The sequence below is a fragment of the Noviherbaspirillum sedimenti genome (assembly GCF_003590835.1).
GTDB classification, from domain to species: domain Bacteria; phylum Pseudomonadota; class Gammaproteobacteria; order Burkholderiales; family Burkholderiaceae_D; genus Paucimonas; species Paucimonas sedimenti.
On record NZ_QYUQ01000002.1, the window covers coordinates 4,498,965 to 4,514,925 of the forward strand.

16 protein-coding genes are annotated in these 15,961 nt (G+C 61.3%); 8 read left to right on the plus strand and 8 right to left on the minus strand.

Annotated elements, in window-relative coordinates:
• Positions 1 to 27: 27 nt before the first annotated feature.
• From D3878_RS20890 to D3878_RS20920, 7 genes are all read right to left on the minus strand, one after another.
• The gene (locus tag D3878_RS20890) at positions 28 to 1,359 is read right to left on the minus strand and encodes a DUF3426 domain-containing protein (RefSeq protein ID WP_119787229.1); all 1,332 of its coding nucleotides are present in this window, start codon (positions 1,357 to 1,359) and stop codon (positions 28 to 30) included.
• 3 nt (positions 1,360 to 1,362) lie between these two features.
• Positions 1,363 to 2,310 (minus strand): 50S ribosomal protein L11 methyltransferase, encoded by a 948-nt coding sequence (gene prmA / locus D3878_RS20895; protein WP_119787230.1) that lies wholly within the window; start codon positions 2,308 to 2,310, stop codon positions 1,363 to 1,365.
• 9 nt (positions 2,311 to 2,319) lie between these two features.
• Positions 2,320 to 3,696: an acetyl-CoA carboxylase biotin carboxylase subunit gene (accC, locus tag D3878_RS20900; protein ID WP_119787231.1), complete on the minus strand. Its 1,377-nt coding sequence runs from the start codon at positions 3,694 to 3,696 to the stop codon at positions 2,320 to 2,322.
• Positions 3,697 to 3,729: 33 nt separating this feature from the next.
• On the minus strand, positions 3,730 to 4,188 hold the full coding sequence (accB, locus tag D3878_RS20905; protein WP_119787232.1) for an acetyl-CoA carboxylase biotin carboxyl carrier protein: 459 nt from the start codon (positions 4,186 to 4,188) through the stop codon (positions 3,730 to 3,732).
• Positions 4,189 to 4,273: 85 nt separating this feature from the next.
• Positions 4,274 to 4,711: a type II 3-dehydroquinate dehydratase gene (gene aroQ, locus D3878_RS20910; protein ID WP_119787233.1), complete on the minus strand. Its 438-nt coding sequence runs from the start codon at positions 4,709 to 4,711 to the stop codon at positions 4,274 to 4,276.
• A gap of 76 nt (positions 4,712 to 4,787) precedes the next feature.
• The gene (locus D3878_RS20915) at positions 4,788 to 5,312 is read right to left on the minus strand and encodes a TlpA family protein disulfide reductase (RefSeq protein WP_119787234.1); all 525 of its coding nucleotides are present in this window, start codon (positions 5,310 to 5,312) and stop codon (positions 4,788 to 4,790) included.
• Positions 5,309 to 5,926, minus strand: coding sequence for a hypothetical protein (locus D3878_RS20920; RefSeq protein WP_119787235.1), 618 nt, complete (start codon positions 5,924 to 5,926; stop codon positions 5,309 to 5,311). Before D3878_RS20920 ends, D3878_RS20915 begins: the two co-directional genes overlap by 4 nt.
• 71 nt (positions 5,927 to 5,997) lie before the next feature.
• On the opposite strand from D3878_RS20920, the gene mpl reads away from it, so the two are divergent.
• From mpl to corA, 8 genes are all read left to right on the plus strand, one after another.
• Complete coding sequence (gene mpl, locus D3878_RS20925) at positions 5,998 to 7,401, plus strand: UDP-N-acetylmuramate:L-alanyl-gamma-D-glutamyl-meso-diaminopimelate ligase (RefSeq protein WP_119787236.1); 1,404 nt, start codon at positions 5,998 to 6,000, stop codon at positions 7,399 to 7,401.
• Complete coding sequence (locus tag D3878_RS20930) at positions 7,402 to 7,986, plus strand: YqiA/YcfP family alpha/beta fold hydrolase (RefSeq protein WP_119787237.1); 585 nt, start codon at positions 7,402 to 7,404, stop codon at positions 7,984 to 7,986. It abuts the gene before it with no gap.
• Between the two features lie 2 nt (positions 7,987 to 7,988).
• Positions 7,989 to 8,666, plus strand: coding sequence for a chorismate--pyruvate lyase family protein (locus tag D3878_RS20935; protein ID WP_119787238.1), 678 nt, complete (start codon positions 7,989 to 7,991; stop codon positions 8,664 to 8,666).
• Positions 8,663 to 10,741 carry a ribonuclease catalytic domain-containing protein gene (locus D3878_RS20940; protein WP_119787239.1) on the plus strand — a complete coding sequence of 693 codons (2,079 nt, stop codon included), beginning with the start codon at positions 8,663 to 8,665 and terminating at the stop codon, positions 10,739 to 10,741. The genes D3878_RS20935 and D3878_RS20940 overlap by 4 nt, the downstream gene beginning before the upstream one ends.
• A 64-nt stretch (positions 10,742 to 10,805) precedes the next feature.
• Positions 10,806 to 11,693, plus strand: a complete 888-nt coding sequence (locus D3878_RS20945; protein WP_119788054.1) for a TonB C-terminal domain-containing protein — start codon at positions 10,806 to 10,808, stop codon at positions 11,691 to 11,693.
• 40 nt (positions 11,694 to 11,733) lie between these two features.
• Positions 11,734 to 12,549, plus strand: coding sequence for a shikimate dehydrogenase (gene aroE / locus D3878_RS20950; RefSeq protein WP_119787240.1), 816 nt, complete (start codon positions 11,734 to 11,736; stop codon positions 12,547 to 12,549).
• Positions 12,546 to 13,241 (plus strand): monofunctional biosynthetic peptidoglycan transglycosylase, encoded by a 696-nt coding sequence (mtgA, locus tag D3878_RS20955; RefSeq protein ID WP_119787241.1) that lies wholly within the window; start codon positions 12,546 to 12,548, stop codon positions 13,239 to 13,241. Before aroE ends, mtgA begins: the two co-directional genes overlap by 4 nt.
• 344 nt (positions 13,242 to 13,585) lie before the next feature.
• Positions 13,586 to 14,551 carry a magnesium/cobalt transporter CorA gene (gene corA, locus D3878_RS20960; RefSeq protein WP_119787242.1) on the plus strand — a complete coding sequence of 322 codons (966 nt, stop codon included), beginning with the start codon at positions 13,586 to 13,588 and terminating at the stop codon, positions 14,549 to 14,551.
• A gap of 76 nt (positions 14,552 to 14,627) precedes the next feature.
• Here the strand turns inward: corA and hemL are convergent, their stop codons facing one another.
• Positions 14,628 to 15,911: a glutamate-1-semialdehyde 2,1-aminomutase gene (gene hemL, locus D3878_RS20965; RefSeq protein WP_119787243.1), complete on the minus strand. Its 1,284-nt coding sequence runs from the start codon at positions 15,909 to 15,911 to the stop codon at positions 14,628 to 14,630.
• Between the last annotated feature and the right edge of the window lie 50 nt (positions 15,912 to 15,961).

The window sequence follows — 15,961 nt, forward strand, 5'->3', positions numbered from 1 at the left end:
AAATTGAATGTATTAGGTGATGGCGCTTCAGGGATAAAACAGGTAAACGCGATAATCCGAAGCCTGCAACTGGCTCAGTTCAAAGGATCGGCTCACCACCTGCTCTGATCGGGCAGCAATGCCCTGGGAGGGATCCTTGTCGGATGGAAGGTATTCGCGCGGCGCCAGCGCCCGGCGCACGAGCGCTTTGCCGTTATTGTCGTTCAGGGTCAATTCGATGTGGGGCCAGGCCTGTGCCACCGCACTGCGATTGTGCAACAGCAGTCTGAGCGTGAAGGCATTCTTGTTGTTGGCCTGCGCCTGCAATTCATTCGATTCGATCGATACTTGCTCGATCTGCGCCGGCAGACGAATCTGGCAGCCAGCCAGTTCGCACAGGCGGGAGAGCGCGGGCCTGGTCTGCGGGTGCCATGCGGCCAGCAGGTCGCGGAAGGCGTAAGCCCCTTGCCCCAACGCTGCCATAAAGAGCAGGATGGAGGCGAGCGCCATGAATATGTGCCCGGCCCGGCGCCGGCGCTGGCGGCGTCGTCCGCTGGTAACAAAGGCGGGCTCCTCGCTCTCTTCGGCGCTTTCTGCACGCTTGCCTTCGTCCGCCGCGATTGTCGTCGCTGTCGCGTCCTGCGCCTCATCTTCTGCCGCGGCTTCGGCGAAGGATGCAGCGGCAGATGTCTTCGGCATTGCTTCGAAGCGGTCCTGGTCCGACGTTGCGGCATTTTCTTCGACGATTGCGCTGCGCCCTGGGCCATCCGCCGGCGGCGCGGCGAGTGTGTCGGCCGACCATGTATCGACTACCGCATCCGGCGGCAATTCCAGGGGCGCGGCTTGTGGCGGGACAGCGACCGGCGCCGGCGTTTCAGGTTCGGCGATGCCTGCCCGGCTGTCCGGCCAGATCTCGCTGTCGTCCACGGACGGTGCGGCCGCCGTGGCGCGCTCCTGAGGCGAGGCCTGGTCCGTGTCTTCGCTGAAAACGCTGAAATCCACCAGCGTCATGCGTGTCAGCGGGTCATCTTCGGTCTCGGCCTCTGCCTCTGCGGCAGGCTCCGGTGAAAGGATGCGCGTTTGCGTTTCGGGATCGTCGATGGCAATGAATTCCAATGCATCGATTGCGGTTTCGGTGCCGGCGTGGGGGGGCGTCGCCGCATCGCCTTGCGGCGGGATGGCGGCCGCGGGCGGAGCGTGGTTTTCCGGTGACGCAGGCGTGCTGCCCGTCGCGCTCAGTTCGGGCGGCACCAGGTGCTCGATGCCATTGAAAATCTGCTTGCAGGCGCCGCAGCGGACCAGCCCCGCGCGCAGCTTCAACTGGTCATGGGCGACCTTGAAGGTGGTCTGGCAATGCGGGCACTGGGTCGCGAGGGCCATTGCTCAGGCGGGCGTGGCGTCCGGTGTTGGCGGCTGGGCGGGCAGGGTGCCCGACAAGGCGACCCAGCCGTCGCGTTCGGCCCAGACGCGCATGGGCATGAAGGAGGCATAAGCGGCAGCCACTTCATCGGCTTGCCGGGCAAGGATGCCCGACAATACCAGCCGGCCACCAGGGGCGACCCGGCCGCACAGCATCGGCGCCAGCAATTTCAGCGGGCTCGAAAGGATGTTGGCGACGACGACATCGAATGCAGTGCAGGGGTGTGCCTGGGCAAAGTCGTCCGGCACGTAATAATCGATTTCGCAGCCGTTACGCTGGCTGTTGTTGCGTGCCGCTTCAATGGCTTGCGCATCGATATCGACACCAACCACCCGTTGCGCGCCCAACTTCTTGGCGACCAGCGCCAGGATGCCGGAGCCACAGCCGTAATCGAGCACCGACAGGCCGGCTGGCGCATGCGCTTCCAGCCATTCCATGCAAAGCCGGGTGGTGGGATGGCTGCCAGTGCCAAAGGCCATGCCGGGATCCAGTTCCAGCACCAGCGCGGCGGGATCAGGGGCATCGTGCCAGCTCGGCACTACCCAGATATTCTTGCCGATATGGATGGGTTCGAACTGCGACTGCGTCAGACGCACCCAGTCCTGATCAGCCACCGGGCGCAGCGTGTACGGCAGTTTGGTCGTCTGCAGCGGTGGCTCGCACAGGGCGATTGCCTGTGCGACCAGCGCCGCATGGTCTGCTTCCAGCGGCGCCAGCGCCACCACCCGGCTGCGTTCCCATGCCGTGTGTTCCGGCTCCATGCCGGGTTCGCCAAACAGCGGTTGTTCGGCGTCCGTGCCCAGGTCGGCATCTTCCACCGACACCGACAGCGCCCCAGCCTCCATCAGGGCGTCCGACAAAGCATCGGCCTGGTGAAGGGGAACCTCGATGACGATTTCAGTCCAGCTCATGCGCATGCCTTAGGATTTTGGGCCTGGAGTTTTGGGCAAGTCAGGTTTGTTGGCCAGCTTGTGCTCCAGGTAGTGGATATTGGTGCCGCCTTCGAAGAAGCGGGCATCGACCATCAACTCGCGGTGCAGCGCGATATTGGTCTGAATCCCTTCGACCACCATTTCGGAAAGGGCGATTTGCATGCGCTTGATCGCTTGTTCGCGCGTGGCGCCATAGGCAATCACCTTGCCGACCATCGAATCATAGTTGGGCGGCACGAAATAACCGGCGTAGACGTGCGAATCGACCCGGATGCCGGGCCCGCCGGGCGCATGCCACGACACGATGCGGCCGGGCGATGGCGTGAACTTGAACGGGTCTTCGGCATTGATGCGGCATTCGATCGCATGGCCGTTCAGGACGATGTCGCGCTGGCGGTAGCGCAGCTTTTCGCCGGCGGCAATGCGGATCTGTTCCTGCACGATGTCGACGCCGGTGATCATTTCGGTCACCGGATGCTCGACCTGGACACGGGTATTCATTTCGATGAAATAGAACTCGCCGTTTTCGTACAGAAATTCGAAGGTGCCGGCGCCACGGTAGCCCATTTTCCGGCAGGCATCGGCGCAGCGGTCGCCGATACGCTCGACGATCTTGCGGGGGATGCCCGGCGCCGGCGCTTCCTCGATCACTTTCTGGTGGCGACGCTGCATCGAGCAATCGCGCTCTCCCAGCCAGACGGCATTCCTGAATTCGTCGGCGAGGATCTGGATTTCCACGTGGCGCGGGTTTTCCAGGAATTTCTCCATGTAGACTTCCGGGTTGCCGAAGGCGGCACCGGCTTCAGTCCTGGTCATGGTGACGGCATTCAGCAGTGCCGCTTCAGTATGCACCACGCGCATGCCGCGTCCGCCACCGCCGCCGGCGGCCTTGATGATGACCGGATAGCCGATCTTGCGGGCGATGCGGACGATTTCCTTGGGGTCATCCGGCAGCGCGCCGTCGGAACCGGGTACGCACGGCACGCCGGCTTTGATCATGGCCTGCTTGGCTGAAACCTTGTCGCCCATCAGGCGGATCGATTCCGGCCGCGGGCCGATGAAGACGAAGCCGGATTGTTCGACGCGTTCGGCGAAATCGGCGTTCTCCGAAAGGAAGCCGTAGCCAGGGTGAATCGCTTCGGCGTCGGTCACTTCGGCGGCGCTGATAATCGCCGGCATGTTCAGGTAGCTCTGCGCCGAGGGTGCCGGGCCGATGCATACGGATTCGTCGGCCAGTTTCACGTATTTCGCTTCGCGGTCGGCTTCCGAGTGGACGACCACGGTCTTGATGCCCATCTCACGGCAGGCACGCTGGATGCGCAAGGCAATTTCGCCGCGATTGGCGATCAGGATTTTTTCAAACATAGTAAAGAGATGTGAGCGTCATGGAGCGGATGCTTAGCCGATCACGAACAGGGGTTGGCCGAATTCGACCGGCTGGCCGTTTTCGACCAGGATTTGCTTGACCACGCCAGAGACTTCGACATCGATTTCATTCAGCAGCTTCATGGCTTCGATGATGCACAAGGTGTCGCCTTCCTTGACGCTGGAGCCAATATCGACGAAGGCGGCGGCGCCCGGCGCCGAGGCGCGGTAGAACGTGCCGACCATGGGCGACTTGACGATGTGCCCCTGGATTTCCTCGGCGGCTGCCGGTGCTGCGGGAGCAACTGCGGCGGCGTTGACGGCGGGGGCGGGTAATTGGGCGGCCTGCGGCTGCATCATCACGACTTGTCCCTGCGGCGCGGTACCCGACTTGACGATGCGAACCTTGCTCTCGCCTTCGGTTACTTCCAGTTCTGCAATATCCGATTCAGCGACCAAATCGATCAAGGTTTTCAGTTTTCTGAGGTCCATGGCATATCCCTTAGCATAATTCTGCAAAATTTTAACAACCCAAGATTGCCGCGATTATAAGATGTTTGGCGACAAATGAGGGTACTTATAGATTTTTGGCGGCAAAATCGATTGCCGCCTGATAGCCTTCGATGCCCAGGCCGCAAATCACGCCGCGGGCAAGGTCGGAAAGGTAAGAATGGTGGCGGAAGGCTTCCCGCTGATGAATATTTGAAATGTGCACTTCAATGAACGGGATTGCAACGCCTGCCAGCGCATCGCGCAAGGCGACGCTGGTGTGGGTCAGTCCGCCCGGGTTGATCACAATGCCATCCACGCCTTCGGTTCTGGCTGCATGGATGCGATCGATCAGGGCACCTTCATGATTGCTTTGAAAGCAAGTAATTGTGGCGCCCGCTTTGACGGCTGCGGCCTGCGCCAGGTTTTCTACGTCAGTCAGCGTGGCCGAACCATAGATCTGCGGCTCGCGTGTGCCGAGCAGATTCAGGTTTGGACCATTGATAAGCAGTAGATTTTTTGCCATTAAAAAACTTCGTTTGACGAGGTTGGCCGAATTTTGCCGTTAAATGACGTCTATTGGCAAGGAGAAATGCTACTTGTCAGGAAAATAGACCGAGATCCCTGCGTACAGATTGCATATCGAGGCGGCCCATATAGGTCTTTTTCACCTGTCCATCCGGCCCGATCAAGAGCGTGAAAGGCAATCCGCCATGCTGGTTGCCCATTTTTCGCGCGAGTTCGATACCTCCCATGCCGGCAACATAAAGCGGATAGCTGATTTTATGTTTGGCGGCGAATTCGCGCATATTGTCTGCAGAATCGATGCCTATGCCAATGACTTGCAGGTTATTGAAACTTTGTTCATTTTGCAAGGAAGATAATTCTGGCATTTCTTCAACACATGGGGCGCACCAGGTTGCCCACAAATTGACTAATAATAATTTACCATGCCAATTAGACATTTTTTCATTTTTGTCATTGATGTCAGGTAAAGATTGACTAAAAAAATAATGCTGATCAGCAACTCCCGCCGACGGCGCTTCCCATTTTTTTAAGCCGAAATAGACGCCGATTGCACCTGCTAACAAGGCGACAAGGATCCCTAGCCAGATTTCTTTTTTCATTGTTCTTTGCTTTCATTGATCAATAGCGCCAAGGCCTGTGCATCGGCGCGCTCGATTGGACGTCCGTCCCTGCCTGATTTCAAATGGCGCGTATCCTCGACTGGCAGCAAGGTCAGGTGCACGCCTTCATCGCGCCACATGAAACTGAGGATTTCGATCGGATCCTTGCGTGAAATCGGGTGTGCGGTTTCAGTGAGTTCAAAAGAAACGCCCTTGTTCAGCAAGAATATTTCCACGTCCTTGGGGCTTTCGACAAACAAGTGCAAGTGGATGTCGGAATGTTCCCCGGCAGTACCATTCAAGACGGCGCCAGTCAGATAGGGTTTGTATTCTGCCAATTCCTGCATCAGCGTGAATGCTAGTTTGCGTAGATGTAACAGACGGCCAGGCTGGCTTTCTCCAAAAAATAATGCGTTATAGACGCGCACTTCCTCTTCAATCAGGGCATTGTCTGGCAAGATATCGCCTCGGACCTTATTATTCCCCAGAACCTGCTTTGCCGCCTTCCGTTTTGCCGAACTGTAATCAAGACCATCTTCGGCAATCAGGCGGGCGGCTGCAGCGGCAATTTCAGCGCGCAGCGATTCGGTATCGGAAGAGAAATGGGATGCCATGCCCACATGATACCCTGACCGATGGCGCGGCGCGGCTCGGGTAAAATCTCGTTTTTCATCTGGTTTTCAACATGCATATACATATTCTTGGCATTTGCGGCACCTTCATGGGCGGTTTGGCCGTGCTGGCCAAACAGGCCGGTCATCGGGTGACGGGCTGCGATGCCAATGTCTATCCGCCGATGAGCACCCAGCTCGAGGCGCAGGGGATCGAGCTGATCGAAGGATTTGGGCCCGAGCAAATCGGCCTGAAGCCAGATTTATTTGTGGTCGGCAATGTCGTTTCGCGCGGCAATCCCCTGATGGAAGAAATCCTTAACCGCGGCTTGCCCTATACATCAGGGCCGCAATGGATCGGCGAACATATTTTGCAAGGGAAATGGGTGCTGGCGGTGGCCGGTACGCATGGCAAGACAACAACTTCGTCGATGCTGGCCTGGATTCTGGAAGATGCCGGTTACGCCCCGGGCTTCCTCATCGGCGGCGTGCCGATGAACTTCGGCATTTCCGCGCGGCTTGGCGGCAAGGATGCCGACTCGCCCTTTTTCGTGATCGAAGCGGACGAATACGACACGGCCTTTTTCGACAAGCGCAGCAAGTTCGTTCACTACCATGCCAAAACGGCGATCTTGAACAACCTCGAATACGACCACGCCGACATCTTTCCGGACCTGGCGGCAATCGAAACCCAGTTCCACCACCTGGTGCGCACGGTCCCCGGCGTCGGTCGCCTGGTGCTCAATGGCGGCGAACAATCCTTGCGGCGCGTGATCGCGCGCGGCTGCTGGAGCGAGGCTGAATGGTTCGGCGGCGCGGGCGATCAGGGGCCAGGCGACTGGTCGCTGGGCGAGCATGCCGACGGCAGTTTCGACGTGATCTTCCAGGGCAAATGCGCCGGCACGGTGCACTGGTCGCTGACCGGCGCGCATAACCGCATGAATGCCCTGGCGGCGATTGCCGCCGCGCGCCACGTCGGCGTGCCGGTGGCACAGGCGATCGCCGCGCTGGGACAGTTCGGCAACGTCAAGCGGCGCATGGAGTTGCGCGGCACCGTCAATGGTATTGTCGTCTATGACGACTTCGCCCACCACCCGACCGCGATTGCCACCACGGTGGCCGGCTTGCGCAAGAAGGTCGGTGCCGCGCGTATCCTGGCGGTGCTCGAGCCGCGCTCGAACACCATGAAGCTGGGCACCATGAAGGACGCCTTGCCGGCCAGCCTGGCCGATGCCGACCTGGTATTCGGCTACGGCGCCAAGGGCGGCGGCAAGGATGCGCTTGGCTGGGACCTCGGCGCAGCCCTGGCGCCGCTGGGCGCCCGGGCGCAAGCCTTCGATGCGCTCGATGCACTGGTTGCATCGGTGGCGCAGGCGGCGCGCCCTGGCGACCAGATCCTTGCCATGAGCAATGGCGGCTTCGGCGGCGTGCATCAGAAAATCCTCGATGCCTTGAATGTTGCGGGCGCGCAGAAGTAAATGATCCTGTATTTGCACGGCTTCCGCTCGTCACCCCTGTCATTCAAGGCGCGCCTGCTGGGCGAGCGCCTGCGCGCGCTGGGGCGGGGCGATGAATACGCCTGTCCGCAATTGCCGGCGTCGCCGCGCCAGGCCATCGAACTGGCGCAGCAGTTGCTGCGCCAGCATCCGCCTGAAGATGTCGCGCTGATCGGCTCCTCCCTAGGCGGTTATTACGCCACCTGGCTGGCCGAGCAGACCGGCTGTCGCGCCGTACTGCTCAATCCCGCAGTCAAGCCGCCGCGCGAGCTGGAGCAATACGTCGGCGTCAGCACCGCTTACCATTCCGACGAGCCTTTCGAATTCAAGCGTGCATACATCGCCGAGCTGCAGGCATTGGCGGTGCCGCGTATCACCCGGCCGGAGCGCTATTTCCTGCTTGCCGCCACCGGCGACGAGGTGCTCGACTGGCGCGAAATGACCGCGCACTATCCGCAAGCGCGGCAGCGTGTCATCGAAGGCAGCGACCACGGCTTGTCCGACTTTGCCGAATATGCCGATGAGGTGCTGGCGTTTTGCGGCGTCGAGGGCGGGGGCCGCCAGTGAAAATGCATGCAAGCGGCCATGCGGCATGGTTTGCGCACGTGAGTGGCGTCAACCCGCCGCCACAGATGCGCCACTGGCTGACTGACCGCATTTCGCTGACGGTAAAACTGGCGGCGCATTGCCGGCAATTTCGTGTGCAGCGCCTGCATCAGCGGCGCGGCATGGTGCTGGCCGATGAATTCCGGGTGCTGGGCCTGGCGCGCCGGATTGGCGTGCGGGAGCGCGATGTGCTGTTGCGCTGCGATGACGCCCCGGTAGTGTTCGCCCATACCGTCGTGCCTTTGTCCGCCAGCGCCACCGACTGGCCTTTTTTCAGCAGCCTCGGTGAACGTTCGCTAGGTTTCACGCTGTTTTGCGACCCGCAAGTCGCACGCGGCGCGTTGCACTACGCCCGCTTGCATCCCGGTCATCCGCTGCTGCAGCGTGCCGCCGCCGCGATGGGCGTGACCGCGTTTTCCCAACCCCTGCTGGCGCGGCGCTGCCTGTTTCGACGCCGGCACGGCAGCTTGCTGGTTACCGAGGTTTTCTTGCCTGCGCTATCCGGACTGGCGCCGCAGCCAGGCAATCTGCGCCATGCCGGCCAGGTCTTGCGCGACATGCGCAAGGCTGGCAGCGGCCGCGCGCAAACAGGCGCCACACCAGCCGAATCCGCCATTACACATATATATAGCAAGCGATGAACTTATTTTTCGAAGAATCCGGCGATTTCAAGGCGGGAACCGTACTCTCCCAACAGGGCGAGGCTTATCAGGTCGAACTGCAAAGCGGCAAGCGCAGCAAGGTCAAGACGCGGGACGTGCTGCTGCAATTTACTTCCCCGGAGCCGGCACAGCTGATGCAGGAAGCCCAGGCGCTGGCCGCCGGGCTCGACCTCGACTTCCTGTGGGAAGTGGCGGGTCAGGAGGAATTCGGTTTTGCCGAGCTGGGGGCGGAATATTTCGGCCACGCGCCGCTGCCGCAGGAGGCGGCCGGCCTGTTGTTGAAATTGCATGGCGCCCCCATGTACTTCTACCGCAAGGGTAAAGGGCGCTACAAGGCCGCGCCGGAAGCCTCCCTGAAGGCGGCGCTGGCCGGCCTCGAAAAGAAGAAGCAGCAGGCTTTGCTGCAGGCGCAGTATGTTGAAGAACTCAAGGCCGGGCGCCTGCCCGAGTCGATGCGGCCGCAGGTCCGGCAATTGTTGTTCAAGCCGGACAAGAACAGTATCGAATACAAGGCGCTGGAGACGGCATGCGACGAACTGCAGACCAGCCCGGCACGGCTGATGCTGACGGTCGGCGGCCTTGCCTCGCCCAAGGATTTTCATTTTTCGCGTTTCCTCCTTGAGCACTTCCCGAAAGGCAGCGGTTTCCCGGCGGTGCAGTTACCGGCGCTGCCGACGCTGCCGCTCGCCGATGTACAGGCATTTTCGATCGACGATGTCACCACCACCGAGATCGACGATGCGCTGTCGGTGACTGTACAGGCGGATGGCACGCTGAAGATCGGCATCCATATCGCCGCGCCGGCGCTGGGTATCCGGCGCAGTGACGCCATCGAGGCAATCGCACGCCAGCGCATGTCGACCGTGTACATGCCGGGTGAAAAGATCACCATGCTGCCCGACGAGGTGGTGGCAGCATTCACCCTGGACGCCGGTGCGGCGCGCCCGGCCGTGTCGCTGTATGCCACCCTGAATCCGGATGACTGGAGCGTGCTGGCCACCGAAACCCGCGTCGAACTGGTGCCGATCGTCGCCAACCTGCGCCATAACGAGCTGGACGACCAGGTGACAGAAGAAACGCTGGCCAGCGGCAGCGGCGATTATCCGTACCGGCGCGAGCTGTCCCTGCTGTGGCAATGGGCGCAGGTGCTGGAGCAGGGACGCATGGTCAAGCGCGAGAGTTTCGGCCTGAAGCCGGAACAGGCCAACCGCGTCGATTTCAATTTTTATGTGGAAGACGACGTCGTTTCCATCGTGCGCCGCAAGCGCGGTGCGCCGCTGGACAAGATCGTCGCCGAGCTGATGATTTTCGCCAACAGCAGTTGGGGAAAATATCTGCATGAGCATGGCGTGCCTGGCATCTACCGCTGCCAGGGCAGCGGCGGCTGGGCCGCGCGCATGCAGGTGCGCATGCTGACCCACGCGGCGCCGCACCAGGGGCTGGGCGTGGACCAGTATGCCTGGAGCACCTCGCCGCTGCGGCGCTACACCGACCTGGTCAACCAGTGGCAAATCCTCGCATGCATCGAGCATGGCGTCACCGCTCCGCTGGCGGCACCCTTCAAGCCCAGGGATGCCGATCTGTTCGCCATCGTTTCTGCCTTCGACGCCGCCTACGGTGCCTATGCCGATTTCCAGACCAATATGGAACGTTACTGGTGCCTGCGCTGGCTGGACCAGCAGCAGGCCAGGCGCGTCGAAGCGGTGGTGTTGAAGGAAGAAGTGCTGCGGCTGGTCGACATCCCCCTGATCGTTCGCCTGCCCGGCATGCCGGCCGCGCCGCGCGGCGCCCAGGTCCGGCTCGACCTGCTGCGCTGGGATGAAGTGGAGCTGACGATAGAGGCACGCCTGATCGAAGTCTTGCCGGTGGAAGCGGACGCCAGCCTGGCCGAGGAAGTGCTGGACGAAGCGGTGCAGGACGAGCCGGCCGAAGCCTTGATCGAGGCCGAGGCGGATGCTGAAGTGACCACGACCGAGGGCGAGGTGACCGCGCCCGGGGCTGCCGATAGTGTCGCCGCAGCGACAGAATCGGCGCCACAGCCGGACAATCCTTAAAGCCAGGAAAAAATCCACGCGCTTTATCGTAAAATCCCTGTTTCGGTTGCCTCTCCGCATGCGTGTGAAGTCATTGTCGCAAAACCTGCCGCTCACCATTGCCGTCACCGTCTCGGTGGCGCTGCATGTGGCGTTGCTGGCAGTGCGCTTTACCGCGCCGGAAGCCTTCAAGTTCAAGCCTGCGGACCCCGGGCTCGAAGTCATCCTGGTCAATGCCAAGCATGACAAAAAGCCGCTCAAGGCGCAGGCGCTGGCGCAGGCCAACCTGGATGGCGGCGGCAATGCCGATGCCGGCCGGGCCAGTTCGCCCCTGCCGGATTTGCACAAGACCGAGGACGGCGAGAGCGCCAAGGCGGCAAAACGCCGTATCGTCGAACTGGAAGAGCAGCAAAGAAAGCTGCTCGACCAGATGAAGAAAAAATCGGCGGTGACCATCCCGCATGTGGCCGAAACGGTCAAGCCGCGCGAGATGCCGCAACTGGATGGCGCCGATTTGCTCGATAGCGCCAGGATGATTGCGCGCCAGGAAGCGGAAATCAACCGCCGTATCCAGGACGAGAACAGCCGCCCGCGCAAAACCCGGATCAGCCCCAGCACCCAGGAAGTCGGTTATGCGATGTACTACGATGGCGTCAAGCGGCGCATCGAAAATATCGGCACCCTGAATTTCCCGCAAAAAGATGGCAAGAAGCTGTATGGCGAACTGGTGATATCGATCCCGATTTTCCAGGACGGCAGCATTTACGAAAAGGAGGGCGGGCCGCAGGTCGAGCACTCCTCCGGCAACCCGGTACTGGACGAGGCGGCCAAGCGCATCGTGCGTCGTGCCGCGCCGTTCGCGCGCTTCCCCAAGAACATGCGATCGACCGACAAAGACGACATCTGGATCGTGTACACCCGCTTCAAGTTCACCCGCGAGGAAGCGCTTGAGACGGAATTGCGCGCCAACTAGCAGCCATCCGGCGCCACCCCATTGATGACCAGGTTTGATCATGACTGACCGCTACGCCGTCTTCGGCAATCCGATTGCCCACAGCAAGTCGCCCGAAATCCACGCCCGCTTTGCTGCCCAGGCCGGCCAGGACATGCAGTACGAGCGCCTGCTGGCGCCGCTCGACGGCTTTGCCGCCAGCGTGCATGAATTCATGCGGCAGGGCGGCAAGGGTGCCAATGTAACCGTGCCGTTCAAGCTGGAAGCCTATGCCCTGGCGACCAGCCTGACAGCGCGGGCCGAGGCTGCCGGCGCCGTCAATACCCTCAGTTTCAAGGATGGCACGATCCTCGGCGATAACACCGACGGCGTCGGCCTGGTGGCCGATATCGTCGTCAATGCCGGACAAGCCATTGCCGGCCGGCGTGTGCTGCTGGTCGGGGCGGGCGGCGCTGCCCGTGGCGTGGTGCTGCCGATCCTCGACCAGCATCCGGCGCAGCTGGTGGTCGTCAATCGTACCGCGCCCCGGGCGCAGGAACTGGCCGCGCAGTTCGATGGGCGCCTGATGGCCAGTACCTTCGATGACTTGCAAGGCGAATTCGATCTGGTGATCAATGCCACTGCCGCCAGCCTGGCAGGCGAAGTGCCGCCGCTGGCGCCGGCTTTGTTCGGTTCGCATACGCTGGCGTACGACATGATGTATGGCAAGGAGCCCACGGCTTTCATGCGCTTCGCGGCGCAGCAGGGCGCCGCCGTGCGCGATGGCCTTGGGATGCTGGTGGAACAGGCCGCCGAGGCCTTTTTCGTCTGGCGCGGCGTCCGTCCGCTCACGGCGCCAGTATACCAGGCACTGCGGGTGCAGCTGCAGCAGCAATGAAATTTCCACGCAAGCTATTGTTCTGGCTGGTCGCGGCGCCCGTGGCGCTGGTCTTGCTGGTGCAATTGTATTTTTTCCTGCAGATCGGCTGGTGGGTGCACTTCAATCCCGGTACCACCAGTTTCATGCGCCAGCAGCGCGCCGTCCTGCAGGAAAAGAATCCCGATTTCCAGCTCAAGCACAAGTGGGTGCCGTACCAGCAAATTTCGCGCAACCTCAAGCGCGCCATCATCGCTTCCGAAGACGCCAATTTCTCCGAGCATGAGGGGGTGGATTGGGAGGCGCTGCAACAAGCCTACGAAAAGAATACCCGCAAAGGCAAGGTGGTGTCGGGCGGCTCGACCATCACCCAGCAGCTGGCGAAGAACCTGTTCCTGTCCGGCGAGCGCAGCTACCTGCGCAAGGCGCAGGAATTCGTCATCGCCTACATGCTCGAATTCTGGATGAGCAAGGAACGCATTTTCGAAATATATCTGAACGTGGTCGAATGGGGCAACGGCGTGTTCGGCGCCGAAGCCGCCGCGCGGCACTACTTCGGCACCACCGCCGCCAATCTGTCGGCAAGCCAGGCCGCGCGGCTGGCCGTGATGCTGCCCAATCCGCGCTTTTATGACAAGCGGCGCGGCAGTGCTTACCTGACGCGCCGCGCCGGCCTGATCCTGCGGCGCATGGGCTCGGCCGAACTGCCGTAAGGGCGACTGCCCACGCCGGATTTCAGGATGGCGCAAAGCCTGCGAATGAGGCTTGCTTGTCGGGATCGTTAAACGTACACTTGCGCTGTTTTCGTATTCTGGAGACCCAACTTGGGTAGTCCTATATCAAGTGACTGGCCGACATCTTGCGGCCGGTCGGCGAGACGGCGTTTCATGTAAAGTCATAAAGCGCCTCTCGCCACGGGATTTGTCCAATGAGATAAATCCTTGCGCGGGCAGGCGCGTCCAGGCCGATGGCAGGCCGCGTCCCCCTGTTTTTTTCGACTTGCAGGTCACACTGCAGGCTGCGCCGTTGGCGTTTTCGCCGGCGGTTGGGAGGGTGCATGATCAACGTATTTGTATTGCAAAATGGCCGCTTGAATCAGGTCAATATCGATAGCCGGGGCGACCTGGAAAAGCTGGCGCCGGTCTGGGTCGACCTGACCGATCCCAACGATGAAGAACGTGCCTGGGTCAAGAGCATCTATGGCGTGACCCTGCCGGGCGAGGATGAAGTCAAGGATATCGAAGCGTCCGCCCGTTATTACGAAGCGGAGAATGGCGACCTGCATTTGCGCACGGATTTCCTGCTGGATGAGGACGAGGGTCCGGCGCGGGTGATCACGGTTGCCTTCATCCTGGCGCGCAATGTGCTGTTTTCCGTGCATACCGACGATTTGCCGGTGTTCCGCCTGGTGCGCCTGCGCGCACGCTCGCGGCCCGGTTCGATCGAGGATTACAAGGATGTGCTGCTGGACCTGTATGCGACCGACGCCGAATATTCGGCGGATGCGCTCGAAGGCATATACCAGAGCCTGGAAGAGGTCAGTCGCAGCGTACTGAAAAAAGGCTTCACCGACCAGGACGCGGCATCCGCCCTGAATGCGATCGCCCACGAGGAAGACTTGAACGGGCGCATCCGCCGCAACATGATGGATACCCGCCGCGCCGTCGGCTACCTCATGCGCGGCCGCCTGCTTAACGCCGAGCAGTTCGACGAGGCGCGGCAGATCCTGCGCGACATCGAATCGCTCGACGGCCATACCGCTTTCCTGTTCGACAAGATCAACTTCCTGATGGATGCTACTGTCGGCTTCATCAACATCAACCAGAACAAGATCATCAAGATCTTCTCGGTGGCTTCGGTGGCATTCCTGCCGCCGACCCTGATCGCCAGTATCTATGGCATGAACTTCAAGCTCCTGCCGGAGCTGGACTGGCAGTGGGGCTATCCCTTCGCCATTTCATTGATGCTGGCCAGTGCAATTGCTCCGTTTGCCTATTTCAAGCGGCGCGGCTGGCTGAAGTAATGCCGCAGCCTGCCGGCGACGCTCCCTGTCGGGACGATCGCCGGCAAGCCGGGTGCAGATCAGTTGCGGGCCCGGTTCATGCCAGGGCGGCAAAGGCCTTGCGGGCGGCGTCGACGGTCGCATCGATGGTCGCATCGTCATGTGCCGCGGATACGAAGCCCGCTTCGAAGGCTGCGGGCGCAAAAAAGTGCCCGGCATCCAGCATTGCATGGAAAAAGCGGTTGAACTTCTCGCGGTCGGTTTTCATCATCGCCGCATAACTGTCTGGCTTACTGTCGAGGAAATACAAGCCGAACATGCCGCCCACCGAATCGGCGCAAAATGCCACGCCGGCTTCGGCGGCCGCTGCGCTCAAGCCTTCCACCAGCCGGCTGGTCTGGCGGGTCAGGGATTCGAAGAATCCGGGTTCCTGGATCAGTTTCAGGGTGGCCATGCCAGCAGCTACCGCGACCGGATTGCCGGACAGGGTGCCGGCCTGGTAGACCGGCCCGACCGGGGCCATGTGTTGCATCAATTCCCGCTTGCCGCCGAACGCCGCCACCGGCAGGCCGCCGCCGATCACCTTGCCCAGCGCCGTGATGTCCGGCGTGATGCCATACAGCGACTGGGCACCATGCAAGGCGGCGCGGAATCCCGACATCACTTCGTCAAGGATCAGGATTGCGCCGTGCTCGGTGCACAGGCGGCGCATGGCATTGAGGAACTCCGGTGTGGCACGCACCAGGTTCATGTTGCCGGCGATCGGTTCGACGATCACGCAGGCGATTTCATCGCCCATCTTGGCGAACGCATCTTCCAGTTGTTGCGTATTGTTATAGTCGAGCACCAAAGTGTGCTGGACGAAATCGGCCGGCACGCCAGCCGAGGTCGGGTTACCAAAGGTCAGCAGGCCGCTGCCGGCTTTCACCAGCAGCGAATCGGCGTGGCCGTGATAGCACCCCTCAAACTTGATGATCCTGTCGCGGCCGGTGGCGCCGCGCGCCAGGCGCAGCGCGCTCATGGTCGCTTCGGTGCCGGAGGATACCAGGCGCACCTGTTCGATCGACGGTACCAGGCGGCAGATTTCTTCGGCAATGTCGATTTCGGCCTCGGTCGGTGCGCCAAAGCTCAAGCCTTTTGCGGCGGCGTCCTGCACCGCCTTGACCACTGCCGGGTGGGCGTGGCCGACAATGGCCGGTCCCCAGGATCCCATATAGTCGGTGTAACGCTTGCCGTCGGCATCCCACACATAGGGGCCTTCGGCATGGGTGATGAAGCGCGGCGTGCCGCCAACCGAGCGGAAGGCGCGGACTGGCGAGTTGACGCCGCCTGGCGTGGTGCGCTGGGCGCGTGCCATGAGGATATCGTTTTTGGAAGTCATGCTGTAATCGAAAGATGAGTGTTCAGGTTGGGTAACTTGTGGCGCGCTTG

What these genes read in the sequence shown, in the direction of transcription:
- D3878_RS20890 (WP_119787229.1), bottom strand. Translation starts at nt 1,359, where the DNA reads ATGGCCCTCGCGACCCAGTGCCCGCATTGCCAGACCACCTTCAAGGTC.
- prmA (WP_119787230.1), bottom strand. Translation starts at nt 2,310, where the DNA reads ATGAGCTGGACTGAAATCGTCATCGAGGTTCCCCTTCACCAGGCCGAT.
- accC (WP_119787231.1), bottom strand. Translation starts at nt 3,696, where the DNA reads ATGTTTGAAAAAATCCTGATCGCCAATCGCGGCGAAATTGCCTTGCGC.
- accB (WP_119787232.1), bottom strand. Translation starts at nt 4,188, where the DNA reads ATGGACCTCAGAAAACTGAAAACCTTGATCGATTTGGTCGCTGAATCG.
- aroQ (WP_119787233.1), bottom strand. Translation starts at nt 4,711, where the DNA reads ATGGCAAAAAATCTACTGCTTATCAATGGTCCAAACCTGAATCTGCTC.
- D3878_RS20915 (WP_119787234.1), bottom strand. Translation starts at nt 5,312, where the DNA reads ATGAAAAAAGAAATCTGGCTAGGGATCCTTGTCGCCTTGTTAGCAGGT.
- D3878_RS20920 (WP_119787235.1), bottom strand. Translation starts at nt 5,926, where the DNA reads ATGGCATCCCATTTCTCTTCCGATACCGAATCGCTGCGCGCTGAAATT.
- mpl (WP_119787236.1), top strand. Translation starts at nt 5,998, where the DNA reads ATGCATATACATATTCTTGGCATTTGCGGCACCTTCATGGGCGGTTTG.
- D3878_RS20930 (WP_119787237.1), top strand. Translation starts at nt 7,402, where the DNA reads ATGATCCTGTATTTGCACGGCTTCCGCTCGTCACCCCTGTCATTCAAG.
- D3878_RS20935 (WP_119787238.1), top strand. Translation starts at nt 7,989, where the DNA reads ATGCATGCAAGCGGCCATGCGGCATGGTTTGCGCACGTGAGTGGCGTC.
- D3878_RS20940 (WP_119787239.1), top strand. Translation starts at nt 8,663, where the DNA reads ATGAACTTATTTTTCGAAGAATCCGGCGATTTCAAGGCGGGAACCGTA.
- aroE (WP_119787240.1), top strand. Translation starts at nt 11,734, where the DNA reads ATGACTGACCGCTACGCCGTCTTCGGCAATCCGATTGCCCACAGCAAG.
- mtgA (WP_119787241.1), top strand. Translation starts at nt 12,546, where the DNA reads ATGAAATTTCCACGCAAGCTATTGTTCTGGCTGGTCGCGGCGCCCGTG.
- corA (WP_119787242.1), top strand. Translation starts at nt 13,586, where the DNA reads ATGATCAACGTATTTGTATTGCAAAATGGCCGCTTGAATCAGGTCAAT.
- hemL (WP_119787243.1), bottom strand. Translation starts at nt 15,911, where the DNA reads ATGACTTCCAAAAACGATATCCTCATGGCACGCGCCCAGCGCACCACG.